General features: G+C 50.9%; 24 protein-coding genes. 8 read left to right on the top strand and 16 right to left on the bottom strand.

Annotated elements, in window-relative coordinates; translation table 11 throughout:
- Positions 1 to 91: 91 nt before the first annotated feature.
- Complete coding sequence (locus tag ACFQ03_RS02820; RefSeq protein ID WP_144932351.1) at positions 92 to 568, top strand: hypothetical protein; 477 nt, start codon at positions 92 to 94, stop codon at positions 566 to 568.
- Positions 558 to 1661 carry a phosphodiester glycosidase family protein gene (locus ACFQ03_RS02815; protein WP_379285920.1) on the top strand — a complete coding sequence of 368 codons (1104 nt, stop codon included), beginning with the start codon at positions 558 to 560 and terminating at the stop codon, positions 1659 to 1661. The genes ACFQ03_RS02820 and ACFQ03_RS02815 overlap by 11 nt, the downstream gene beginning before the upstream one ends.
- Before the next feature lie 122 nt (positions 1662 to 1783).
- Here the strand turns inward: ACFQ03_RS02815 and ACFQ03_RS02810 are convergent, their stop codons facing one another.
- The 3 genes from ACFQ03_RS02810 to ACFQ03_RS02800 all read right to left on the bottom strand — a co-directional run bounded on the left by ACFQ03_RS02810 (position 1784) and on the right by ACFQ03_RS02800 (position 3640).
- The gene (locus ACFQ03_RS02810; protein ID WP_144932353.1) at positions 1784 to 2929 is read right to left on the bottom strand and encodes a transglutaminase domain-containing protein; all 1146 of its coding nucleotides are present in this window, start codon (positions 2927 to 2929) and stop codon (positions 1784 to 1786) included.
- Positions 2930 to 2986: 57 nt separating this feature from the next.
- Positions 2987 to 3412, bottom strand: coding sequence for a hypothetical protein (locus tag ACFQ03_RS02805; RefSeq protein WP_144932355.1), 426 nt, complete (start codon positions 3410 to 3412; stop codon positions 2987 to 2989).
- Positions 3413 to 3493: 81 nt separating this feature from the next.
- Positions 3494 to 3640 (bottom strand): hypothetical protein, encoded by a 147-nt coding sequence (locus ACFQ03_RS02800; protein WP_186328149.1) that lies wholly within the window; start codon positions 3638 to 3640, stop codon positions 3494 to 3496.
- A 96-nt stretch (positions 3641 to 3736) separates the two neighbouring features.
- On the opposite strand from ACFQ03_RS02800, the gene ACFQ03_RS02795 reads away from it, so the two are divergent.
- Positions 3737 to 4876, top strand: coding sequence for an MFS transporter (locus tag ACFQ03_RS02795; RefSeq protein ID WP_144932357.1), 1140 nt, complete (start codon positions 3737 to 3739; stop codon positions 4874 to 4876).
- Between the two features lie 259 nt (positions 4877 to 5135).
- Here the strand turns inward: ACFQ03_RS02795 and ACFQ03_RS02790 are convergent, their stop codons facing one another.
- Positions 5136 to 6296 carry a DUF6348 family protein gene (locus tag ACFQ03_RS02790; RefSeq protein WP_379285917.1) on the bottom strand — a complete coding sequence of 387 codons (1161 nt, stop codon included), beginning with the start codon at positions 6294 to 6296 and terminating at the stop codon, positions 5136 to 5138.
- A gap of 231 nt (positions 6297 to 6527) precedes the next feature.
- Between ACFQ03_RS02790 and ACFQ03_RS02785 the strand changes: the two genes are divergently transcribed.
- Positions 6528 to 6611, top strand: coding sequence for a sporulation protein YjcZ (locus ACFQ03_RS02785; RefSeq protein ID WP_225312747.1), 84 nt, complete (start codon positions 6528 to 6530; stop codon positions 6609 to 6611).
- Positions 6612 to 6727: 116 nt separating this feature from the next.
- Here the strand turns inward: ACFQ03_RS02785 and ACFQ03_RS02780 are convergent, their stop codons facing one another.
- Positions 6728 to 7450, bottom strand: coding sequence for a ThuA domain-containing protein (locus ACFQ03_RS02780; protein WP_144932361.1), 723 nt, complete (start codon positions 7448 to 7450; stop codon positions 6728 to 6730).
- 12 nt (positions 7451 to 7462) lie between these two features.
- Positions 7463 to 8422, bottom strand: a complete 960-nt coding sequence (locus ACFQ03_RS02775; protein WP_144932363.1) for a Gfo/Idh/MocA family protein — start codon at positions 8420 to 8422, stop codon at positions 7463 to 7465.
- 505 nt (positions 8423 to 8927) lie between these two features.
- Between ACFQ03_RS02775 and ACFQ03_RS02770 the strand changes: the two genes are divergently transcribed.
- On the top strand, positions 8928 to 9287 hold the full coding sequence (locus ACFQ03_RS02770) for a toprim domain-containing protein (RefSeq protein ID WP_150960144.1): 360 nt from the start codon (positions 8928 to 8930) through the stop codon (positions 9285 to 9287).
- Here the strand turns inward: ACFQ03_RS02770 and ACFQ03_RS02765 are convergent.
- From ACFQ03_RS02765 to cyoE, 3 genes are all read right to left on the bottom strand, one after another.
- Positions 9277 to 10200 carry an AEC family transporter gene (locus ACFQ03_RS02765; protein ID WP_150960145.1) on the bottom strand — a complete coding sequence of 308 codons (924 nt, stop codon included), beginning with the start codon at positions 10198 to 10200 and terminating at the stop codon, positions 9277 to 9279. The genes ACFQ03_RS02770 and ACFQ03_RS02765 overlap by 11 nt on opposite strands.
- 16 nt (positions 10201 to 10216) lie before the next feature.
- On the bottom strand, positions 10217 to 10831 hold the full coding sequence (locus tag ACFQ03_RS02760) for an SCO family protein (RefSeq protein ID WP_150960146.1): 615 nt from the start codon (positions 10829 to 10831) through the stop codon (positions 10217 to 10219).
- A gap of 66 nt (positions 10832 to 10897) precedes the next feature.
- The gene (gene cyoE / locus ACFQ03_RS02755; protein ID WP_150960147.1) at positions 10898 to 11830 is read right to left on the bottom strand and encodes a heme o synthase; all 933 of its coding nucleotides are present in this window, start codon (positions 11828 to 11830) and stop codon (positions 10898 to 10900) included.
- Between the two features lie 269 nt (positions 11831 to 12099).
- On the opposite strand from cyoE, the gene ACFQ03_RS02750 reads away from it, so the two are divergent.
- Together ACFQ03_RS02750 and gerQ are read left to right on the top strand one after the other, a co-directional pair.
- Positions 12100 to 12471 carry a cell wall hydrolase gene (locus tag ACFQ03_RS02750; RefSeq protein WP_150960161.1) on the top strand — a complete coding sequence of 124 codons (372 nt, stop codon included), beginning with the start codon at positions 12100 to 12102 and terminating at the stop codon, positions 12469 to 12471.
- Positions 12472 to 12577: 106 nt separating this feature from the next.
- Positions 12578 to 13045 (top strand): spore coat protein GerQ, encoded by a 468-nt coding sequence (gene gerQ, locus ACFQ03_RS02745; RefSeq protein WP_225312744.1) that lies wholly within the window; start codon positions 12578 to 12580, stop codon positions 13043 to 13045.
- A gap of 67 nt (positions 13046 to 13112) precedes the next feature.
- Here gerQ and ACFQ03_RS02740 read toward each other — a convergent pair whose 3' ends face one another.
- The 3 genes from ACFQ03_RS02740 to ACFQ03_RS02730 form a co-directional block, all read right to left on the bottom strand.
- Positions 13113 to 15218 carry an ABC transporter ATP-binding protein gene (locus ACFQ03_RS02740; protein ID WP_379285912.1) on the bottom strand — a complete coding sequence of 702 codons (2106 nt, stop codon included), beginning with the start codon at positions 15216 to 15218 and terminating at the stop codon, positions 13113 to 13115.
- Positions 15215 to 17035 (bottom strand): ABC transporter ATP-binding protein, encoded by a 1821-nt coding sequence (locus tag ACFQ03_RS02735; RefSeq protein ID WP_150960149.1) that lies wholly within the window; start codon positions 17033 to 17035, stop codon positions 15215 to 15217. The genes ACFQ03_RS02740 and ACFQ03_RS02735 overlap by 4 nt, the downstream gene beginning before the upstream one ends.
- 114 nt (positions 17036 to 17149) lie before the next feature.
- The gene (locus ACFQ03_RS02730; RefSeq protein WP_379285909.1) at positions 17150 to 17491 is read right to left on the bottom strand and encodes a hypothetical protein; all 342 of its coding nucleotides are present in this window, start codon (positions 17489 to 17491) and stop codon (positions 17150 to 17152) included.
- A 113-nt stretch (positions 17492 to 17604) separates the two neighbouring features.
- Between ACFQ03_RS02730 and ACFQ03_RS02725 the strand changes: the two genes are divergently transcribed.
- Positions 17605 to 18588, top strand: coding sequence for a metal-dependent hydrolase (locus ACFQ03_RS02725; protein WP_150960150.1), 984 nt, complete (start codon positions 17605 to 17607; stop codon positions 18586 to 18588).
- Positions 18589 to 18721: 133 nt separating this feature from the next.
- Here the strand turns inward: ACFQ03_RS02725 and ACFQ03_RS02720 are convergent, their stop codons facing one another.
- The 4 genes from ACFQ03_RS02720 to ACFQ03_RS02705 are packed head-to-tail and all read right to left on the bottom strand — an operon-like array spanning position 18722 to position 22383.
- On the bottom strand, positions 18722 to 19408 hold the full coding sequence (locus ACFQ03_RS02720; RefSeq protein ID WP_150960151.1) for a DUF624 domain-containing protein: 687 nt from the start codon (positions 19406 to 19408) through the stop codon (positions 18722 to 18724).
- 33 nt (positions 19409 to 19441) lie between these two features.
- A complete protein-coding gene (locus tag ACFQ03_RS02715; RefSeq protein ID WP_150960152.1) occupies positions 19442 to 20545 on the bottom strand; it encodes an ABC transporter ATP-binding protein in 1104 nt (367 codons plus the stop codon).
- Between the two features lie 12 nt (positions 20546 to 20557).
- Positions 20558 to 21454, bottom strand: coding sequence for a carbohydrate ABC transporter permease (locus ACFQ03_RS02710; protein WP_150960153.1), 897 nt, complete (start codon positions 21452 to 21454; stop codon positions 20558 to 20560).
- A gap of 11 nt (positions 21455 to 21465) precedes the next feature.
- Positions 21466 to 22383, bottom strand: a complete 918-nt coding sequence (locus tag ACFQ03_RS02705; protein ID WP_150960154.1) for a carbohydrate ABC transporter permease — start codon at positions 22381 to 22383, stop codon at positions 21466 to 21468.
- Positions 22384 to 22584 lie beyond the last annotated feature (201 nt).

Here is a 22584-nt window from a genome sequence, read left to right as displayed (position 1 = left end):
CCGCCTCTCCATATAAAATCGCTGTCTATTTACCCCACCCAGAGTAGCGAGGAAGCAATAATATTTACACAGAAAGGATTTCTATTACATCATGAAAGATTTATCGTATGTTCCTGCCGATTCCTCTGTCGCAACGAGCACCTCTGTCCCGGCTAACAAGGAAGCCAGAAAACCGCTGCGCAAATGGCTGGTTTGGTCCGCTCCCATACTTGTGTGGGCGCTGCTGTTAGTGGGCAGTTTTTTCTTGGCCAAGCATTACATAAACGGGCTGCAGCAGCAAATGATTCAGATTCAGACCAGTGCCGAAGACTTGAACCGTACAGTTACGGAGCTACATACCCAGTTAGGTGAACATAAGGAAAGCCTGGCCCAGCTCCAGAGCCAGTTTGATCATGTGCAGAGCGATCTGGAGGCGGTGAAGGAAGAGCTTTCGCTCGCCGGCAGCACGTTAACTTCCTCCGATCAGACGAGACAAGCTCTCAATGAACGGATCAGCGACTTAAGCAAGGAGCTGGAAAATCTGCGAAGCTCCATTACTAAGCTGGAGGAAGCTGCCCGTGCGTACTAGAATTCATGTGGCGCTGGGGTTGTTTGTGTCTATGCTGGCGGCCTTCTTTTTCGCTTTTTTGTTCTCTAATCCGCTGCATGATCAAACTATGCACGCAGCCCAAGCGCTGGAACCTACCAAGCAGACACTGGGGAGTATGCTGCATGATATGACGGCCATTGAGCAGAGTTACGAGGCTATGGGGGCAACAGCTTCACAAGCGGCGGGTCACTTAAGCGAGAGCCGCCAAGCGCTTGCCGAGCTGATTGAATCCGTATCAACCCAAACCGCAATCGATGAAGCACAGAGGCAGGCTGTAGACCAATTGGTGGCCACCAGCCAGCAGCACGCGAAGGAAACGGAAGATACCTTGGATCAGATCCTGACCAATATGCTTGGCGAACCGATCGGACAATCCTTCGGCGAAAGATCGACGGTCAAAGTTTTCTCGTTGAAGGAAGCCGGATATAGAGGGTATATGGCCAAGGTCAAGCTGCATGATCCGAGCGCGGTCAAGCTGGTGCTGTCCAATAACAAGGTCGGGGACAAAGGCGAGACTACCAGTCAGGCCGGTCGTCGAACAGGTGCCGTATTGGCCATTAACGGCGGCGGCTTCGCCAGAGAGAACGGGCTGCTCTATCCGATTGGCATTACGGTGGTAGACGGTGAGATCAAAACATTTTACCGCACCGACCTGAGCTTTATCGGGTTTGATAATAACGGAAAGCTCGTAGGCGGTGAAATTACGACCGAAGAACAGATTAAGAAATTGAACGTGATGCAGGGAGCAACATTCGTTCCTTCCCTGTTGAAGGACGGGGAGAAGCTGACGATACCCAGCGCCTGGAGGAACAAAAAAGAGCCGCGCACCCTGATCGGACATTTTTCTAACGGCGACCTGCTTTTCATCGTAATTGACGGAAGGCAAAAGGGCTACAGCGAAGGGGTAACGTTGGAAGAAGCACAGGACAAGCTGCTTGAGTTCAAGGTCCGCGATGCCTATACGCTGGATGGAGGCGGCTCCAGCGCGTTTTACTACAACGGCAAGCTGCTCAACAGCCCTTCCGACGGACGGGAAAGACGGCTTCCTACCAATTTCGTCGTGCTGCCTTAACGGGTATGCCGTGTTGCGCTATCCCCAAGCTCCCGATTCTTCATGTAAAGGTGGATGACCGGAACATTATGCTTCCGGCTCCACCTTTTCTTCTTCGCAAGCATCTTCTCCAAACAGGATGCTTAAGCATCCTTCACGTGGGTTTCGTAGAAATTCGGCGGATTGAACCAATTGCCGCCGCTCGATACCCAGGTTGCGTCCAACGGCACCCATTCCCCCTTCTCGGACAGAAACACTTCGTTCCAGGCATGCGGCCCATAGCTGCCCCGGCCGTCGTAGCCGAGACCGGTGACCACCTTGACCTCCAATCCGACAGAACGGCCCATAACCGCATACAATCTGGAGTAATCGATACAGACTCCCTGTCTGCTGGCGAACGTATCCTCCGGTGTCTGCTCCTTCCATATCCGCTCTTCTTCGTAAAGTCTGACTTTCTCATGATCATAGCTTACGCGAGTGCCTACCCACTCGTATAAGGCCCGGGCTTTTTCCTCATCCGTATCGGCGCCGGCCGTCACTTCTTTCGCAGCCGCCAGCACATCGTCGGGAACATTGGCGTCCAGCACCTCATATTTCCGCTGCAGAATGCCGTTTAACTCCGCTTCCACCGCTCTCGTGAACACCGGCAGCTGCTCCTCCAGAAACCCTCCTGCCACCGGTTGGATGACTTCCTTCGCGCCTTTCTGATAGATTCCCGACCCTTGAATATATTCAGTGAAAGACGAGCGAGGGAACAGCACCGTCACGACAAACAAGACGGCAATAAGCAGAACCGCCCTTCCCGCCCCAGTCAACAAACCGATCGCTCCCCCTGCCAGACTGCTTAACCAGGCAAAGAAGCCCCCCTTCCTGCGGGATGCTGCCGACGGACTGCCCCCATAAAGCTGGTACAGCGCCCATGTCAACAATTGCTTGCAAATCAAATAGACCAGCAGGAAAATAAGCCCCGACCGCATTAACGAAAAATCCCGGATCCCGGTCACCGCCGTATAATAGAGCTGATGAAAGTAACCAAGCTTCTCATTCGGAATAACGATTTGTCTGGCGATCAGCCAATCCCTCACAACCGGCGACAGCCAGTTCATCAGCTTCCAGGCGGCCACGACGCTGGCCAGAGTCATTAACCCCTCCAACAGAAAGAAAGTCAACTGCCGGGCCGAGCCTGCCGCTCCCCTCCTGGCTCCTTGAAGAACAGACAGCGCTATGACGGCTCCAATGAGGACGGATATAAGATTGTATGTGGAAATGGTTTCGAAAAAAGAGGTCATCTCGGTCCCCCGTCCATACCTTTATCTCTAGTGGCAGGCGAATGTTCGGAGATCATGCTACTGTGATTTAGCCTGCTCGATGAAACCTTCGATGAGGTCGTTCATCGGGAGGCTGAAGCTTTGGCCGAGGAAGGTAATCTTCGCTTCCTTGGAATTCGGCTTGACATCCACCTGAATATTTTTGGTCGTTACCGTATACGAGCCATCTTCATTGAGCTTATACTTCGCCTCTTTCGCTTCGGAGGCCATAGCCTTCATCGCTTGCTCCTTCACGCTTTCCGTAATCGTGCTGCCGATGGTCCCCGCGAATTCTCCAATCTGATCCTTGTAATTCATTCCGTAATACAATATCGCTGCAATAATCAATAGCACAACAATCCATTTAATCACTGTTTTTACCAATTTAATCACTAAAAATAACACGACAATAGCAATCAGGATAATAAACCAGCGTTCCTGCAGAAATAACATCCACTGCTCCATCTCGGCTCCCCTTTCGTTCTATAGATTATTACAAATCTTCCATCCCTCTGATTATTCCTATCTTACAATATTCGGATGCGGTTATTCATCTCTTTTCTTCCTCAGCTCCTCCAGCTTCTCGCGAATTTCCTGTTCCCTATCGGGTTTGATTCCGGAATAAGTCCGCCGCAATCTCCATAGAGCAATAAGAACGGCTGCCAAAAGCAGGATGATCATCCATCTGTTCATAGAACTCCCCTCCTATTTGGGCATATGTTTGTACCAAGCAGCGTACAAGTAAAGGGAGACCTGCCATTACACAATGATTCAGGGGGTGGCTTTAACATGAAAACGGCCATATGGCTGTATTTATTTATTTTCGTCGCCTTTTTCGATTTGCACGCACAGTATCCGATTTTATCCCCGTTCGCCCTATCGTTGGGCGCGACGCCATCGTTCATCGGCCTGATTCTGGGAGTCTACTCTATTACCCATCTTCCCGGGAACCTGCTGGCCGGGTATGGGGTCGACCGGTACGGCAGCAAAAAATTCCTCGTTGTCAGCCTAATTGCGGCAGGCTTCCTGCTGATCTTCCAGGCGCGTGTAACCGCCCCATGGGAGCTGTTGGTCATCCGCTCCATCAGCGGCTTCGTTCTCGCATTCCTGTCTCCCGCATGCTTGGCCATGCTGGCCAAAATTGCCCGGGATCAAATTCATCAGGGCAAATTAATGTCGGGCAACGGGCTGGTTCATACGTTGGCTTCCGTAGTTTCTCCTGCGGCAGGGGCCGTGCTTGTGGCCAAGTTCGGGTTCACCGCCTCTTTCTCCATACTGGGCTGGGGGTTGGTTGCCACCGGCATATTGGCTATTTTCGGCCTCAAGGAGCCGGGGGTGATCCACGAGAAAGAAGCGGTTGCCGCCGTAGCCAACGTCCGGGCGCAGCCGGAAGCCGAATCCATTCCCTGGTTATTCTTCCTCATCCCGTTAGGCATGTCCTGCGCACAAGGAATTTTATTTTTTGAATTGCCGCTTATGCAGTCTGTCCAGGCTTCCATCCTGACCTCGGGCATCCTGTTTTCACTCGTCAGCCTGGGAGCTCTGCTCACCCTGAGTCTGCTGTTTCTGAACCGGTATTCCGCCTACATCCGAACTTTGTTGGGTTGTCTCGGGCTGGCCATGATTTTCTTCGGCATGTCGGTCAACTGGTCTATTCCCCTTTATGTTTCCTTGTTTCTAATTGGAATGGCTAAAGGGATCATCCTCCCGTCGATCTCCACCCTCCTAGCCAATATTACGAGCAGAAACCGATATGGTCGCGCCTTCTCCCTGTTATCCATCGCGTTCTCGATCGGCGCCTTCCTGGGTCCGATACTTGCCGGGCAGCTCCGGCTGGAGGTGTCTCCCTATTTTATCGCCTTCCTGTCCTTAATGATAGGCATTACCCTATTGCCTCTAGGCCGCATCCGGCCGGCCATCAGCACCTGACAGGCCCCTTGGCGAACAAGCGATCATGCGGTGGCCGGAATAAAGCTTCATATCTCTTCGGGGAAATTCGTAATTCATCGGGCAGGGCCGGCAGCTGTGGTACGTCCGCCCCACTGTCACGACATTCTATTCAAGAGTAAGGCTATGTTTTATCGGAATGAACCCTCCATAATTTTAGCTTCCGCTCCACACAAGAAAAACTTCTGCCGACACTTGAGGCAGAAGCTTTTTTCATTGACGGATACACGGATCTCCGGCTTTATCTAAACTGATAACGGTCTGACATTCCGAAGGAAAGCGTGAGCTCACCGCCATTTTCCACCAAATCCGCCCCCTCCTCTTTAGCACTGCAAATCACATTGTAGATAGAACTGACACCGATGTATCGCTTATACACCTCATCATCAAATTGACCCGTACTGAAGTCCTCGAACAATGCATCATAAATCATATAATAGCTGGCAAGCTGGGTCCGATAAACGCTGAAGGCCTCTTCACCCCTGAACAACAATAGTTCCTCTTTATAGGTGAGCGTATCGAAGGCATGCTCCGCACAAATTTCCGGCAGGAAGGAATACAGCTCCTGCGCCAAGCTGGCATCCTGCAAGCGCTCAACCAGCCGGTCCGGATATTCGTCATACTTCTCCTGCGTATCGCACTCCATGAACATATTAACCGCTGTCCTAGTGGCGGCGGCAATTTGATCGGCCTGGTAGGGATACGGTGAGTATGTCTCCTCGGACTGCAGCAGGAAAATAAACTGCTTTTGCGAAGCAAAGCCTTCTACCTGCCACTTGCCGGCCATTTCTGCCACGATTTGCCCCAATTCGGGGCTTGGAATATTATTAATGCGGCATTCGCCGGTAATGGTATCGCCATTTTTCACGCCATAAATTTTAATATAACAGAGCTTCTGGTTGCCAACGCGTTTCGCAATCCCGTCCTTGAGCGCTTCCCAATAAGGAGTATTGCGCATTTCAGCGGATGATTCGCCCACACCGATGATATCGCTCTTATATACCTTCCAACGATGGGCCGTGTCCCCGTAAGTCGTATGGAGCTCGTCGGGGTTCCTGTCTTTCTCCATGGATGCGATCCCCTGCATTAACGTAAAGGCAAAGCCGCCGATGGCCATGCCGAGAGCATTATGGGCCCCGCTGCCGATGCCAGCGGAGGTTTCATAGATATCGCGATCCCATTTCGGCGAGCTTAAATGAAACTGGAGCATAACGGACTGCTCCGACCATTGGGCTACATGAGGACGGATCGTAAGCTTCCATTCCGGAATATAGATATGATCCCCCTCTAGCACCTCCTCCGCTTCATAAATCCCTCTCATTCCGCGGTGCAGAAGGAAGTGCAAGGGGTCCTCAATTTTCTCGTCTTCCCTATCCAACCAATCTTCTCTACCCTTGCTCATCTTTTGCCGTTTCCTCCTTGGTCCGTGCCGGTTTCTATCCAAGAATACCACAACTATTCTCCGGTAATCACCATGAGCGGAGCTCGTTTTTTCCAAACCATTGTCGTCTGCTGATTTAGGGCGGGATATTTACCTATTTTCCCGCCTTCTGGGTATTTGCACAGCCAAGGGCGCTTTTCCTACATACACTGTATTGTCGATGACCTACCGGTCCTGAAAGGGGTGCATAGCATGAGTGCCGGCTTCTGGACTTCAACAGGCACAATTCTCGTCCTGTTCATCTTGTTAGTGATTGTATCCTGCGCTTTTATATGATGATTATGATTCCTTAATCGCATACTCCTCCCAAATCTCTTTAACCGGCTTGAAGGCTCTATGCTTTCAGGCCTTTTTTCGTTTTCCGGCCCCCTAACAAGGGGTAGCGGATCGGTTCAAACGAAGTCGATCGGAGCGGAATTTCCGTACCGGGGCATCGCGCCATGGCGTGGAGCGGCCCAGCGGACGGCGTTAGCCAGAACTTTTAGTACGTCCGGATGATGGTATGTGGGAACCTCCTGGTGTCCGGGACGGAAATAAAATATTTTGCCTCTGCCTCGCCGATAGGTCACTCCGCTCCGAAATACTTCCCCGCCGGTAAACCAGCTGACGAAAATAAGCTCGTCGGGTATCGGAATGTCGAAGTGTTCCCCGTACATCTCCTCATAACCGATATCTATGTAAGAACCGATGCCTTCGGCAATCGGATGGGAAGGGTCAATGACCCAAATCCGTTCCTTGTCATCCGCTTCCCGCCATTTGATCTGGCAGGTCGTTCCCATAAGCTTGCGAAACGGCTTGGAGTTGAGGGCGGAATGCAGCGCGATAAACCCCATCCCGTCATAAATCCGGGAACAAACCCGCTCCACTACTTCGTCCTGCACCAGATGATTACGGGCATGCGACCACCAGAGCAGCACGTCCGTCTCCTGCAGCACCTCTTCCGTCAGCCCGTGCTCCGGCTCCTCCAATGTTGCCGTACGTATGGAGAAGTCCGGCTCTATCCGCCCGATGCCTTCGGTGATCGCCGCATGAATTCCCTGCGGATAGATTTCCGCGACATTGGCATGCTTCCTCTCATGTACAAACTCATTCCATATCGTCACCCGAATGGTCATGTCGGCCGCCTCCTATTCCCTTCCAAGTACGATGTTCACCGGCCGGTTCTCCCGATGCGACTCGTTCGCGTAATGAACAATGGCCTGCGTCTTCAAATAATCTCTACCGCTCGTTTCAAATTCCGTTCCGTCCCTTAGCCCGCGCAGAAAATCGGCCAGCGCACCGGGGGAATCCACATCGCGGTAATCGTTGATAACCGTTACTTCGCCGTCCCGCACTACCCGGATCTCCTGATTGGCCACAAGCACGGCGCCCTCGCTTCCTTCTATTCGCCAATGACCGCCCCACTCCGTCTCCGGCCCCCTTGCGGAAATAGACCCGGTGAAGGCTGCCATGATCCCGCCGTCCAATTCAAGCTGGGCGTTCATGGCCAGACACTCGCTGTCCGTTCCCCAATGTCCGATCGGATTAAACAGGCGGGCATAAATTTTCCTGCCCTCGCGGCCGCTCAGATAGCGCATAAGATCGAAATGATGAACGGCAATATCATCCAGCAGACTGACGGAATAATTCCGCTGAACATTGTGATATCTGTAAAAGCTGACGTCCATGGTGGAAACGGCGCCGATCACACCCGATTCCAGCACTTGCTTTAATTTGCGCATATAGGCAAACCTTCGGTAATTTTCAGCAATCATGAACGGAATTCGCTCTCTCTCCGACCTGCCCACAATGTCCACCGATTCCGCATAATCGAACGCGATCGGCTTCTCGCATAACACCGGAAGCTTATGGTCGAAAGCTATCGTGTTGATTCGCGTATGAACCTGCGGCGGGGTGACGTTAACGACAAAGTCGGGTTGTTCTTTCCCGATCGCTTCCTCCAGGTCGACGTACAACGGCACACCATCATCGGCCTTGCTCCGGTTATTCGGGTCGGTCTCCACAACCGCCAGCTCCAGTCCTGCCTGGCGGATCCGCTTGTACCACCCGTATCCGGCACTTCCCAGTCCAACCAAAATCGCTTTCAATCTTGTACTCCTCCTCACCATGTCGAATGGCGTTATGGGCCATCCGGTTTCTTTCATTCTATGTATGTAACCGCTTAAATTCCCCGTCGCGTTTCGGATGCTCCTGGCCTTAACCTCTATTCCCACCGGTCGAGTAATTGCCGGCTGACTATAATTTCATTTTGGCAAAACGAACAACGGCAGGAAGCTTCAAGGGCGAAGGTTGATAGTTACAAATAGTATAACAGAGATTGCCCTTCCCGTTTACAAATATTAACTTTCTAATACCGGACAGTCATAAATTCAAACGATTCCGACGAAATATTCATTCCACAGTGCTGTCGGCATTCGCCCAAACTTATTGTGGTAAAATTGATTTAAAGCCGTCTCGAAGGCAAAAACCTTTTTTTAGAAACAGCTTCTTCTTGCCGACAAGAATTTTTCGATACACCGTCTTAACGCTGTAAGGGACTACAAGATTCTTACGCGCAATTATTCTCAATGGCATGAAGTCCAGGAGGTCCAAATGCACATAGCGATTATTGTAGAAGGCAAAAACGACCGCAGCCGTTTAAGGAGATTGCTCGATGAACAAGTCGGGATTTTCTGTTCCTACGGAACCCCGGGAACCGAGTCGCTGGCCCGGCTGAAGAAGAAAATCGGGGCAGTCCCCGTCTACATCTTTACGGACAATGACGCTTCCGGCAAGAAAATTCGGGCTCTGCTGTGCGATGCTTTCCCCGAAGCGGAACAAATCTATACAAGAAGAGGCTATGCCGGGGTAGAAGGCACCCCTGAGGAATATTTGATCCAGCAATTGGAAAAGGCAGGCCTGGAAGAGTATATCATCTACCCTTCTTCGGCACTGCCTTCGATTACGGAATAAATTGCAGCAGATAGATCACAAGCGTAACGGTAAATATACTGAATACGGTCGACGAGAAAACAGCCTGGGAAGCAAACTCCGGCTCGTTATCGAATTCCACCGCAAGCAGCACACTGCTGAGCGACGTCGGGACGGCACAGGAGAGCACGAGGGCCTGCGCCATCATTCCCTTAATCCCCAGCATCCAAACTACCGCGAAGCCGAGAGCCGGAGCGACGAGCAGACGCAGCGTATTGGACAATACCACATCGGAGATCTTCAGCTTCCACTTCATGCTGCCCAATTGAACACCTAAAGTCAGCAGCGCAGTGGCGATAAAGGCGTTGGCGACATAATTCAGCGGCTGATACAGCGAATCCGGAATCGGGATCTCCAGCCCTCTCATCAGAAACCCGAGGGGAATGACATAGATGACCGGAAGGGACAAAATTTTGCGAAGCGTGTCCCTCAAATCACTTTTGTGCACATTTACACTATATATCCCATAAGTATTGGGCAGCAGACTCTGCATCATCATGATAATGATCTGGATGGACAGCGTGAAAGCATCCCCGATAAAAACAAGCTGGTTCAGGGGAATGGCATAGTTCGCGCTGTTGTAGAAAATGACGCTGTTCCTCATGGCGCTTCTCATTTCGTTCTTGTACCGGCGAATTCGCATGACCAGCTCCACCAGCAAAAATAACAAAACAATAAAAATAAAGAAAAAGAGCAGCACCTGAAGCAGGATGGTCAGCGAAATCTCGGATTCATACAGCATTTTAAAAATAACCGCCGGAGAAAACAGGTAAAAATTCAGCTTGGACAGCGTCTTGATATCCAGTTTAAAAATGATTTGCAAAAGAGCGCCGATCCCTATCAGTATGGAAAGCGGAATTATGTTATTAAGAAGAATATAGATAAAATACTCCATGAATCTCTCCGTTCAGCTATTCGTTGCTTAGAGCGATCATGTCATTGGCGATTCGCTCCGGCTTCAGATCATCATCCACCAAATAGAAGTGACGAAGATTGCCTTGTTTATCAATGAGAGCAAAGACGTTTGAATGCATGAAATTGCCGTTTTTATCCTTCTGCACCCCGACTTTATATTGATAGGCCAAATCTTTCATAGCCTCCTCGCTATCCCCGCGCAGGAAGAACCAGGCTTCCGGATCCGGTTCATAATAGCTGGAATATTCCTGCAGCCTCTCCCTTGTATCCCTTTCGGGGTCGAAAGAGATCGAATAGAACGCCGTTTTCGTTCCGAATGCCTTCTTCTTCTGCAGAATTTCCTGTACCTGCGACAGCTTGAACGTCGTCGGAAGACATACGTCCGGACAGAAAGAGAAGAAGAAATAGACAATACGAACCTTGCCGTCCGTTTCGTTCAAGGAGACCTGCCGGCCGTCTATATTTTCAAGAGTAAAGTCCGGAGCCTTCTCATTTAATGTAAATTTGGTAATTTCCGGTTTGTTCAATTGGCTAATAATTGCGCCTACAATTACGGCCAGCAGCACTACTGTTACGAGCTTAAACCAATGCTTCGACAAGAATGCGCCCAAGTTTCTCTCCCCCTATATTTGTCGGGCCATAAAAAAGGAATCCCATGTTAATCATGGGATCTGACCTTACAATGTAACTGTATCGATAACCATAATGATAAAGAGCAAGGTTAGATAATTGATCGAGAAGACGAAAACTTTCTTGGCCCATAACGTTTCGTCCTTGGCTTTAAAACCTTGCATGCACATAAATACCCATATCAAGCCAAGCACCGCCGAGGCAATGAAATAAATGACTCCGACACTGTTCGTGAAATAAAGCAGCATCGATGTCGGAACGAGCGGAACCACATATCTCATTATGCTAAGCTTCGTCTGGTAAGTCCCTTTCACCGCGGGCAGCATCTGGTATCCGGCTTCACGGTAGTCCTCCACCCGGCGGATTCCCAGCGCCCAGAAGTGAGGCGGCTGCCAGAAGAACAGGATCCCGAACAGAATAAGCGCGGTCATATCCAGCGTTTGGGCAACGGCTACATAACCGATAACCGGCGGTACGGCTCCGAATAACGCCCCGACCGTTGTATTCCATACGGATGTCCGTTTCAGCCAGGCGGTATAGACCCACACATAGCCGAACAATCCGAACAATCCCAGCAGTGCGGCTAACGGATTAACGAGGAGCCCCAGCACACATAGTCCGGCAATGCCTAGAATAATCCCGTAAACCAAAACAGTCGATGGTTTCAGTACCCCCGAAGGCAGCGCTCTCTTCTTGGTCCGGGCCATCTTGATATCCAGGTCACGGTCCAAATAGTTGTTCAGCACGCATCCCGATGCCATCGTCAGAATAGTTCCCAGGATTACGAAAATCATCAAAGCCCATTGGACATTGCCATGGGAAGCTACCCAGAACCCTCCGAAGGTCGTGATCGTATTGGAAAACAATATTCCGGGTTTCGTAATATCTAAGAAGTCCTTCCACGTTGCGGACCGGACTACTGGTTTATTGGTATCTTCCGTCGATTCTACCGTATTCGTATAACTTACCGGATTATCCACAGCAGCGTCTACCCCTCCTACTTTTCAGCATCATTTCTAATAATAGCAATGTAACGTTCTAATTACAACGAATGAAACTCACATTTCAAAATATTGTCGTAAACTGATTTTTATCGGACGACTCACCAATTCGCCCATTCCTCTATAGACTGTAATTGAAAAGGCTCCTGCCCAACAGGCGGCCATTTGACATCCCGAATGGAAGGAAGTGAATCGTTGTGCCCGTCGTGCAATCTACTATCCAGCATACCAGGCTGTTGGCCCGGCTGATGAGAGCCGAAGCGGAAGGCGAGGGAGAGCTCGGCATGCTCATGGTAGGAAATGTCGGCGTTAACCGGGTATTGGCCAACTGCCTGGACTTCAGAAATATCCGCAACCTCGAAGAAATGGTCTTCCAAAGACCCGGAGGCTTCGAGGCGACGCTCAAAGGATATTTTTATCAGGCGGCCCGCTCACAAGATGTCCGGCTTGCAGAGAGAGTGATCAAAGGTGAGCGGTTCCATCCCGCATCCAATGCTTTATGGTTCTTCCGTCCGACGGGCGATTGTCCAGGGAGCTGGTACAATCAAGTCAACTCGGGGCGCTTTAAAAGCCACTGTTTCTTTATCCCGAGCGCACAGGATTGTCCGCAAGTGTATTAGGAAAGCCCTGCGGACGTTATCCAGTTCATTCACGCTTTAGGCGGGCTTCCCGTATAACGGATTGGCAAGCCAAGATCAAAGCGATATTAAGGAGGAGAGAATCCGAATGACCTGTAATTCATTCCGCAACATGCAGCCCTACGCATATCCGACCGCAGGTCCCAAAACGACTGCGGCCCCCGGCTATCCGGCGGGAGCCGTAACTTCCCCGAGCTATCCGCCGGGATCCGCTGCGGCTTCGCAAGGCATTCCGCCGTCCATGCCGTCCGGGATGGCCATCACACCGACCGGGGGTCCGGCTCCGTCGCTTCAGGAGCAATCTTACATCGAGAACATATTGAGATTGAATCTGGGCAAGATAGCGACCGTATACATGACCTTCGAAGGAAGCAATGAATGGAACTCTAAAGTATTCCGCGGCAGGCTGGAAGCCGCCGGACGGGATCATATTATTATCAGTGATCCGCAGACGGGACGGCGTTATATTCTGCTGATGATTTTCTTGAATTATATAACGTTCGACGAGCCGCTGAACTATGCCTACCCCTATACCCAGTTTCCCGTATCCCGTTAGAGCGAAATCCGGATGTCCCTGTCGGCAGAACGTTCCTAATGGAGCCTGAATTTTAGGTCCGGCTGCCTCACCTGGCGGGCCGGACCTTATGCTGCTCCTTGTACTGCAGCTCAAACAGGCGGTAGTAGTAGCCTTTCTGCGCCAGGAGCTGATAATGATTGCCGATTTCCCTTACTTTGCCCTTATGCATGACGATAATCTGATCGGCATGCTGAATGGTGGACAAACGGTGGGCTACAATGACCGTTGTCCTGCCTTTCGAAATGGTATGCAGCGCATTCTGTACCACCAGCTCCGTCTCCGTATCGATATTGGAAGTGGCTTCGTCCAATATAAGAATCTGGGGCCGGAAGGCTATGGCTCTGGCGAAGGATAACAATTGCCTCTGTCCGAGCGACAGGGTAATCCCTCTCTCCCCGAGCAGAGTGGAATATCCTTCGGGCAAGCCCGAGATGAAGGAGTCGAGATGGACCATGCGCGCAGCCTCGCGTACCTGTTCATCCGTCAATTGAGTGTTATTCAGGCGGATATTGGAGGCTATGTCTCCCGTAAACAGGAAGACGTCCTGCTGAACCACGCTGATTCTGCGGCGCAGATCGTCCAGCGGAATCTCCCGGATGTCCACTCCGTCCAGCTTGATGGACCCTTTCTGTATATCATAGAACCGATTGATCAACTGGATGATGGAGCTCTTGCCAGCCCCTGTCGCCCCGACGAACGCAACGCTCTGCCCGGCTTCGATCTTGAAGCTGACATCCTTGAGCACCCACTCGCCTTCATTATAAGCAAACCAAACATGATCAAACTCGATTTCACCCCTGATCTGCCTAGGCAGCGGCTTCGCCTGAGGAGAATCGACGATGCCGGGCTTTTCGTCCAGCATTTCGAAGATCCGCTCGGCCCCGACCATTGCTGTCTGTATCTGGTTGTATTTCTCCGCCAGGCTCATCAGCGGCTGGAAAAATTGACGGATGTAGTGCGTAAAGGCATACACGACCCCAAACGTTATGCTGCCGTCAATGACATGAATTCCCCCATACCAAACCAGAAGCGCGATTGCGAAATTTCCGAGGAAGCCGATCGCCGGCTGGAAGATCGAATTGACCGTCGAGTTGAACATTCCTGCCCGGTAGTAGTCCCGGTTGTGCCGGTCAAATTGTTCCCACTGCCGTTTCTCGCGAATAAACAATTGAGTGATCCGCATTCCCGACAAATTTTCGGCAAGGAAGGAATTCAGCCGGGATAGAATCAACCTCGCCTTGCGCTGCCCTTTGCGGATAACCGACCGGTACCAGAATGTCAGGACGGCCAGAACCGGCAGCACGGCGAAAGCCAGCAAAGAAAGCTTGACGCTCATTTGCAGCATGATAACGATAATTCCGAGAACGACGATAACGTCCTTGACCAGATTGACGACCACCTGGGAATATAGCTGGTTCAACGCCTCCGTATCCTGCGTGACTCGGACGACAATCCTCCCGGACGGGTTGCGGTCGAAGAAAGACATCGACATGCGGCTCAAGTGCTTGAACAGCTGCTGCCGGATATTAAAAATAATCGACTGCCCCGTATATTGCAGCAAATTTCCTTGAATATACGTCAATATGGATCCCAGAGCCACCGTTCCCAGAAACAGAAGCCCTATCATTAGAAAGCCCTGATAATCATTCTGCCGGAACGCCTTCAGTTCTTCCTTGTCCAGACGCTCGGCGGAATAAGTGCCCTCCGAAGTGACTACATAGAAAGCCCCGTCCTGCTCGAGCCATTCCGCTTTGCTGCCTTGATCCCCCAACCAGCCGTCCACCAGCACGTCCTGTCCGCGGACCGTCATGATCTGCTTCTTGACAGCCCCATCGGGAATCTCTTCCGTTACCTGCTCCGGGGACAGTCGGACATAGACACGGCCGTCCCGCTCGATCGGCTTCCCGTAGCCCTGCAAATCGCCGGAACGCTCGGAGGATACGCTCAGCATCGGCTGATTAATGCCGTTGATGTGATCGTCAATCGTTATTTTTAATAAATACGGCCGGGCCAAATCGGCGACAACGATCAGAAAGGCCAGTACAATGCCGAGCAAAATCATTTTCCAATAGGGCCAAGCGTATGACAACAGGCGGCGAAGCATCTGGGAATCCTTGACCCTGACAATTTCCTTCTCTTGATGAATGTTCATAACTGGGCGGTCCCTCCCCTCTTGCCGCTTGGACGCAGTACCGGCTGGCGAACGGGGAAGAAATCCTGGGCCGCTTCCGCTTCTTCGTCGAGCAATTGTTTATGGTACATATCCGCATAAATACCGTTGAGACGGACTAATTGATCGTGAGTCCCCTGCTCTGCGATCCTCCCCTGATCCAATACGATGATCTGATCTGCGGCCTGCACAGAGGAAATCCGATGCCCGATAATGATCGTAGTCCGGTTGTTCATGACCGAATTCAGCCCCTCGAGGATGAGGTCCTCCGTTATCGTATCTACCGCAGACAAGCTGTCGTCGAAGATGAGGATGGAAGGCTTCTTGATAATCGCCCGCGCAATGCTGACGCGCTGCCTTTGTCCGCCGGACAACGAAATGCCCCGCTCCCCGAGCGAAGTGTCGAACCGGTTGGGAAATTCGTTAATATTATCATAGACCTGGGCAATCTTGGCCGCTTCCTCCACTTCATCATCGGAATACGGATGGGGGTCGAAGCTGATGTTGTCACGGATCGTGGAGGAGAACAGAAACTGATCCTGCGGCACGATTCCGATCTGTCCCCTTAACGTTTGGAGCGGAATTTCGTGAATTTCATGCCCATCTATAAAAATGGTTCCCTTGGGCGGATTAAACAGCCGGACAAGCAGATGAACCAATGTGCTCTTCCCGCTGCCGACCCGCCCTACAATAGCCAGACTGCTGCCCCGGGGAACCTTCAGGCTGATGTTGCGCAGGGACGGCTCTTTGGAGCCCGGATAACGGAAGCTCAGATTGCGGATTTCAATATCGCCGTTCAGATGTTTAATCTCTTCCTTCGCCATCGCATCGTCCGCTACATCCGGCTTCGTATTTAAGATCGCCAAAAGCCGTTCTTCCGATGCTCTTCCTCTCTGCAGCTGATTGAACACCCGGCCCAGGTTTTCGATCGGTCCCATCAGCAGGGACAAGTAGCTGTTGAAGGCTACGAATTCACCCAGCGATATAGCCCCTCTCATCACAAGCATTCCCCCGAATACGACGGAAATCAGGAAGCTCACTCCGACGATGGCTGCGCTCAGCGAGTTGAACAAGGAATTCGAACGGACGAACCTGCGGTTCATCTTGACCGCATGCTCGTTATCCTTGGTGAACAGCTCCTGCTCCGCTTTCTCCTGTACGAACGCTTTCACAATGCGAATGCCGGACGTGAATTCCTGGACACGGCTTGTCAGCGACCCTACCGCCTGCTGAACATCGGCGGATTGCTTCTGAATTCTTTTGTTGAAGCGATACGCAAGAAAGCTTAACAGAGGCAAGGGCAGCATGGTCAACAGGGTTAACCACACGTTAACCGTCGACATCATCGCTATCGTCGTAATCGTTATCAGAACGAGCGCTTCCATTGTATTAAAGACGCCCATCATCGTGACTTCGCGGATGACATTCACATCATTGATCGCATGAGACATCAGGTCGCCGACCCTCTGATTATTGAAGTATTGTGCGGAGAGCTTTCCCCAGTGGGAAAACAAATCGTTGCGCACCTTCATCTCCAGCGTCCGGCCCATGCGGAATAAATATATCCGGCCTACAGAGCGAAAAAAAGCGACCCCGAGCCCCGTCAAGGTCAAACCAACGGCAAAATAAATAATGTCATCACGCAGGAGCAGGTTTTGTTCCAAACGGTCCGTAAACTGCCCCAGCAATCTGGGAATAAACAATTGGATAAAGCTGGATGCGGCAACAAGTATAAAACCTAGAACATAATACCATCGGTTTTCAACAATATAAGCCCGGAATATTGATTTTCTCTCCATGGATTCCCCCCGCTCTGATTCTCTACTGTCTAGTAAGATTACACCTTAACAGAGGAAGAAACCATGGATTTATATGCTCGAAAATATGGATTATTTAATCATCCTAAAGAGCGGTCACACTTTCACGAACCGCCAAATATGGATTCGTCCGGCACCGCCCTGAACATAATTCGCGACAGGATACCACCGGCGGAAGAACGGCCCGTTGGCCCCTTCCCGGTCGACCTCATCTTCTTGGGAATCCGAAGCCTCATCAGCCGCTTCGCCGGTTCTCGCTTCCTTCATGCAGAGGTAATCTTCCTCGCTCAGCCCCCTCCAGATTTCCACAAACAAACCCGGCTGGTCGGACCCTTCGTATAACTCCATCGGCGCTCCTTCCGCCAAGCTATGAATGAAAGGAAGGAAGTCCTCTCTTTTCTGTTCATCAATGCGATATTCGACAAAAATTATACCCATTTGTCCTCAGTCCTTCGATTTATTTTTCTTCCGAAAGTGATACAATAAGAATAAACTGACTTAAGTATATCAGGAAATGCAAATTTAACCTTAGATTCAGGAGGGATTCCTTTTTGGATACTGGCACGCATCTTGTCATCGGCTTAGGATTGGCTGGTTTGGCTCATTTGGATCCCGTTGTGGCTTCGGACTCGACCGTCGCTACGGCAGTTTTGATCGGTACGGTCTTAGGTTCTCAGGCCCCTGATTTTGACGGCCTGCTGCGAATGAAAGGCAATGCTGTGTATATTAAAAACCATCGCGGACTGTCCCATTCCCTGCCTGCGCTGATCCTATGGACGATTTTAATTACGGGCGGCCTGGCTCTCGCGTTTAAAGGTTTGCCTCTACTTCATGTAGGCCTATGGGTGCTGGGAGCGGTTTGTTTCCATGTCTTCACCGATCTGTTCAATACGTATGGAACCCAAGCCTTTCGGCCCTTTACGGAAAAATGGATTTCATGGAACATTATCCATATCTTCGACCCGTTTATTTTTATTTCCCATTTGATCGCTATTTTCCTGTGGGTCATCCGGGCGGCGGAGCCCCAATGGATCTTTCCGGTGCTGTATACCATCATGGCGGGATATTATATTTGGAGAACCGTCACCCATTATCGCTTGGAAAAAAGCCTACCACGCCGCGACCCCGATAGTGAAGAGAGAGATCAATACTATCTTATCCCGACGGTAAATCTATCGATTTGGAACGTTGTCAAGAGGAAAAGCGACGGCTCGTATCTCTTGGGTGAATTAAGAAACGATGAATTCCGCTGGCTGGACCAGGTCGCCCCGGATGACCATCCTGCTGTGGAAGCCTCCAAATCCCATCCAAGCATTGCAGCTTTCCTGTACTTCTCCTCCTTCGCCATTGCCGAGGTCAGGCCGTACGAATGGGGATACGAGGTCCGCTGGGCGGATGTAAGGTACCGCCATCGCAAGCAGTATCCTTTCGTCGCCGTACTGCGCATGAATCTCAAATATGAGCCGATTGATTCTTACGTCGGCTGGGTCAGCGAATCCCGCTTGGAGAAAAAGCTGCGGATGGACCCGTCTTGATATAAAAACAGCCCGCAAGCCTAATTGGTTTGCGGGCTGTTTTTATGGACATAATGAAGCGAAGTTCTCCAATTCTTCACTCGATCTATTAAACCGGCATGAGCGAGCCTGCGGTGAGAGGGGAACCATCCCCTTATCTGCCTGCCGGATTTTCCTTCAGATAACCAATAGTGCTTTTCCGGGGTTCGAGCATCAGATTTTGCGTCGCATTCAGAATAAATATCGACAGCATTCCGATATGAAGCAGGAAGAAGCCGACAATGGAAAGACTCAACAGAACGGTCACCGAAACCATTTGGACAAACAAGCCGATCGTATACCAGGGATGTGCCAGGAAATGCTTGATGGACCGGTTCATCGCCTGAAAACATTTCAAGTCCTCCATCACAAGCAGCGGGATGGTATAAACCTGCGAAGCCAGGAAAGTGGCGCATAAATAAGTCTGAAAAACACTGAACAGAAAAATGCCGTAACTGTTGTTTACATTTAAATAGTACCACCATTCCGAGACAGGGATAAGAACGGCCAGAACGAGAATGATCCCGATCAGGAAAGCTCTGCGGAAATATTTAATAAAGAAGCGGAAGAAATCGGCTATTCCTCCTTTGCCCCCGTTAATTACTTGATTCATGACCGCATAGACTGCCGCAGTGGCGGGTACCAGAGTCAGAGCCAGGAACGCAACGGCCCACGGAAGCGGAAGGAGAAATACCGCCGGAAAGACGAACAAAGACCAGCCGATGCTGACACCAAGAACGGTAAAGATGTTCTGGAAGATTTGGTGCCCGGTCTTAATAATCAGTTTGCTGATCGACAGCATGATGCACTCCACCTCTCGTCGTTTGAAATAATGCTAATTAATTCGCTCCTGGGTTTCCGGATCGAATAGCTGCATTTTGTCCAGATTAAAGTACAGCTTGACCGGAGTAAGTCCTTTCACCTTGGCATCCGCGCTGACCCGGCTGGTCACCTGCTCGTCGCCGATATTAAAATAGAGCAGCAGCTCCGCGCCAAGATGCTCCACAACCTTCAAGGTCGGGCTGATGACATTCCTCTCCGGCTCGGAATTCAACAAGTGGACCGTAACAATATCTTCGGGCCGGATTCCAAAGACAACTTCCTTGCCATCATATCTGGAATATTTGGGCAGCAAATGTCCGGGTACGGTGAAGGTATAACCGGCTGTATACAACTGATTTCCATCCAGGCGGGCTTTCACGAAGTTCATCGGAGGAGACCCGATGAATCCCGCCACGAACATGTTATTGGGCTGCTCGTACAATTCCTCGGGAACGGCGATCTGCTGAATCTCCCCTTCATTCATCACTACAATCCGTTCGCCCAGCGTCATGGCCTCCACCTGATCATGCGTGACGTAGATGACCGTGGCGCCCAGCCTTTTGTGCAGCTCGGACAGCTCCACGCGCATCTGGACTCTCAATTTGGCATCCAGATTGCTGAGCGGCTCGTCGAACAGAAACACGCTCGGATTGCGAACGATCGCCCGTCCTACGGCTATTCTCTGCTTCTGCCCTCCGCTCAGCTCGCGCGGCTTGCGGTCCAGCAAGTTTTCGATGCTCAATATGGCGGCCGCTTCCTTAATTTTTTCCTCAATGACCTTCTTGGGCGTCTTTAAATTTCTCAGCCCGAAGCCCAGATTTTCCCGAATGGTCATATGCGGATACAATGCGTAGTCCTGGAACACCATGGCGATGTCCCGGTCTTTCGGATGGACCTTGTTCACCAGCCGATTGCCGATATAGATATCCCCGGACGTTTGTCTCTCCAATCCGGCAACCATCCGCAAGGAAGTCGTCTTCCCGCATCCGGAGGGGCCGACAAATACGAGAAATTCCCGATCACGAATGGTGAAATTGGCGTTGTTGACGGCTACAACCTTCCCCTTCTTCTCATCTTCAAATTCCTTGACTACGTTTACAAATTTGACTTCCGCCATCTGTCTCTCCCCCTATCCTTTGATCGCTCCGATAGTAATTCCGCGCAAGAAATATTTCTGCAGCGCAAGGAACACGATGATCATGGGCAGAGCGCTGAACACCGCCCCGGCCATCATGGCTCCATAATCCTGCAGATGCTCGAATCTGAAGCTGGTCAGGCCGACCTGCAGAGTCCGCATGCTGTTCGTGTTGGTAATGAGAAAGGGCCAGAAGAAGTTGTTCCAATGGCCAACGAAGGTGAAGATCCCGAGCACCGCCAAGCCGGGCTTGGAAATCGGCAGAATGATCTTCCAGAAGATGCCGAATTCGCTGCAGGCATCGATTCGCCCCGCATCGATCAGCGAGCCCGGAAGAGAGCTCATGAACTGTTTCATCAGAAAGATGCTGCCGACGCTGACCATCCCCGGCACAATCAGCCCGACGTAGGTGTTGGCCAGCTCGAACGTGTTGACAACAAGAATATATAAAGGAATTAGCGTTACTTGACCGGGAATCATCATGGTGGACAAGAGGATCCAGAAAGCCCCGTTTCTGCCCGGAAAGCGCAGCTTGGCGAATGCATAGCCGGCCAGAGAAGCGAAGAATACGTTAATAATTGTGCTCAAGCCCGCCACGATAATGCTGTTGACAAACCAACGTCCTAATCCGCCGACTTCAATAATTCGTTTGTATGCGTCCAAGGTCGGTTTCTTCGGAATAAGCTGGGGCGGGACAGCCGTTATGGCCGTGGTGTCCTTGAAGGAGGAGCTCAGCATCCACAGCAAAGGAACGAAAGTAAATACCGCCCACAAAGCCAGCAGCACGTAGATGACGGACAGAACGGCCAGCCGGACAAGCTTTCTTCTCTGATCTTTCCTCTCATCAAGCAGCAGTTGGTTTGGCGAATGTGTCGCCGGTTTGATCTCCATATCCGCCCCTCCTAATACTCAACGTCACTGGACATATATTTAAATTGCAGAACCGAGATCACTATGATCACTATGCCCAGGATGAAAGCTTCCGCCGCCGCCAAGCCGAACTGATAATACTCGAAAGCATGCTGATAGATTAAATAAGCGATCGTCGTTGTGGCGAAGTTAGGCCCCCCCTGTGTCATCACGTAGGTTGCTTCGAACACCTGGAAGGAACCGATCACGCCGGTAATCAGCATATAGAGAGTAGTCGGCTTCAGCAGCGGCCAGGTAATGTTTTTCATTTTGGACCACCAGCCGGCCGCGTCAATCTCCGCCGCTTCGTACAGCGATCTCGGGATTCCCCCCATTGCCGCCAGATAGAGAATGACTCCGCCCCCATGACCGCCTATATAAGTCATCAGCATGAGGGAAAACAAGGCCGAATCGGAGCTGGCCAGCCACATTTGCTGTCCGATTCCGAACCAGCTCAATATGATGTTCATAAGTCCAGACCGGGTGGGATCGAACATCCACAGCCAAATTAACGACATCGTGATCCCCGAGGTAACTGCCGGTAAATAAAACGATGCCTTGAAAAAAGTCTGTGAGCGTTTGTTAAGCGGAAAGATCATCAAGGAAAGGAAAAAGGAAATCAATATATTGACGGGCACCGTGCCCAGCGTATAGATCGTTGTGTTGCCCATCGCCTTCCAGAAGATATCGTTATTCAGCAAATATTTATAATTATCCAGACCTATGAAGGTCGATTGCATGACTCCATATTCCTGAAAGCTCATGACAAAAGCCGTAATCAGAGGATAAACCGTAAACACCAGGAACAACAGGAACGGAAGGGCTATGAAAATATAGCACCAACCGTAATCTTTAATAAATTGTTTAATGTTATCCCATCTGTCATTCGTCGTTTGCGCTGCAACGGTCATAGGTTCAACTCCTTTGGTCTGATCCGTCTGCCCATTCTTCTCCCGCCCAATCGGGTGATGCGAAAAGCTTCTAATTTGGTAAGAAAAGCTGCCATTGAAACGCTTTCGGAGATGTCATCGGGTCCTTTCTTATCATTTAGCTTTTCATGGGGTTAAAAAGGGAAGCCTTCCCGTCGCAGGGCGGGAAGAACTTCATTCGAA

Origin of the sequence: Paenibacillus residui, assembly GCF_042677205.1 — a bacterium.
Classification (GTDB): Bacteria; Bacillota; Bacilli; order Paenibacillales; family NBRC-103111; genus Paenibacillus_L; species Paenibacillus_L residui.
This window is presented reverse-complemented; position numbering and strand designations above follow the sequence as displayed.

What these genes read in the sequence shown, in the direction of transcription:
- ACFQ03_RS02820 (WP_144932351.1), top strand. Translation starts at nt 92, where the DNA reads ATGAAAGATTTATCGTATGTTCCTGCCGATTCCTCTGTCGCAACGAGC.
- ACFQ03_RS02810 (WP_144932353.1), bottom strand. Translation starts at nt 2,929, where the DNA reads ATGACCTCTTTTTTCGAAACCATTTCCACATACAATCTTATATCCGTC.
- ACFQ03_RS02805 (WP_144932355.1), bottom strand. Translation starts at nt 3,412, where the DNA reads ATGGAGCAGTGGATGTTATTTCTGCAGGAACGCTGGTTTATTATCCTG.
- ACFQ03_RS02800 (WP_186328149.1), bottom strand. Translation starts at nt 3,640, where the DNA reads ATGAACAGATGGATGATCATCCTGCTTTTGGCAGCCGTTCTTATTGCT.
- ACFQ03_RS02795 (WP_144932357.1), top strand. Translation starts at nt 3,737, where the DNA reads ATGAAAACGGCCATATGGCTGTATTTATTTATTTTCGTCGCCTTTTTC.
- ACFQ03_RS02790 (WP_379285917.1), bottom strand. Translation starts at nt 6,296, where the DNA reads ATGAGCAAGGGTAGAGAAGATTGGTTGGATAGGGAAGACGAGAAAATT.
- ACFQ03_RS02785 (WP_225312747.1), top strand. Translation starts at nt 6,528, where the DNA reads ATGAGTGCCGGCTTCTGGACTTCAACAGGCACAATTCTCGTCCTGTTC.
- ACFQ03_RS02780 (WP_144932361.1), bottom strand. Translation starts at nt 7,450, where the DNA reads ATGACCATTCGGGTGACGATATGGAATGAGTTTGTACATGAGAGGAAG.
- ACFQ03_RS02770 (WP_150960144.1), top strand. Translation starts at nt 8,928, where the DNA reads ATGCACATAGCGATTATTGTAGAAGGCAAAAACGACCGCAGCCGTTTA.
- ACFQ03_RS02765 (WP_150960145.1), bottom strand. Translation starts at nt 10,200, where the DNA reads ATGGAGTATTTTATCTATATTCTTCTTAATAACATAATTCCGCTTTCC.
- ACFQ03_RS02750 (WP_150960161.1), top strand. Translation starts at nt 12,100, where the DNA reads ATGAGAGCCGAAGCGGAAGGCGAGGGAGAGCTCGGCATGCTCATGGTA.
- gerQ (WP_225312744.1), top strand. Translation starts at nt 12,578, where the DNA reads ATGACCTGTAATTCATTCCGCAACATGCAGCCCTACGCATATCCGACC.
- ACFQ03_RS02740 (WP_379285912.1), bottom strand. Translation starts at nt 15,218, where the DNA reads ATGAACATTCATCAAGAGAAGGAAATTGTCAGGGTCAAGGATTCCCAG.
- ACFQ03_RS02735 (WP_150960149.1), bottom strand. Translation starts at nt 17,035, where the DNA reads ATGGAGAGAAAATCAATATTCCGGGCTTATATTGTTGAAAACCGATGG.
- ACFQ03_RS02730 (WP_379285909.1), bottom strand. Translation starts at nt 17,491, where the DNA reads ATGGGTATAATTTTTGTCGAATATCGCATTGATGAACAGAAAAGAGAG.
- ACFQ03_RS02720 (WP_150960151.1), bottom strand. Translation starts at nt 19,408, where the DNA reads ATGCTGTCGATCAGCAAACTGATTATTAAGACCGGGCACCAAATCTTC.
- ACFQ03_RS02715 (WP_150960152.1), bottom strand. Translation starts at nt 20,545, where the DNA reads ATGGCGGAAGTCAAATTTGTAAACGTAGTCAAGGAATTTGAAGATGAG.
- ACFQ03_RS02710 (WP_150960153.1), bottom strand. Translation starts at nt 21,454, where the DNA reads ATGGAGATCAAACCGGCGACACATTCGCCAAACCAACTGCTGCTTGAT.
- ACFQ03_RS02705 (WP_150960154.1), bottom strand. Translation starts at nt 22,383, where the DNA reads ATGACCGTTGCAGCGCAAACGACGAATGACAGATGGGATAACATTAAA.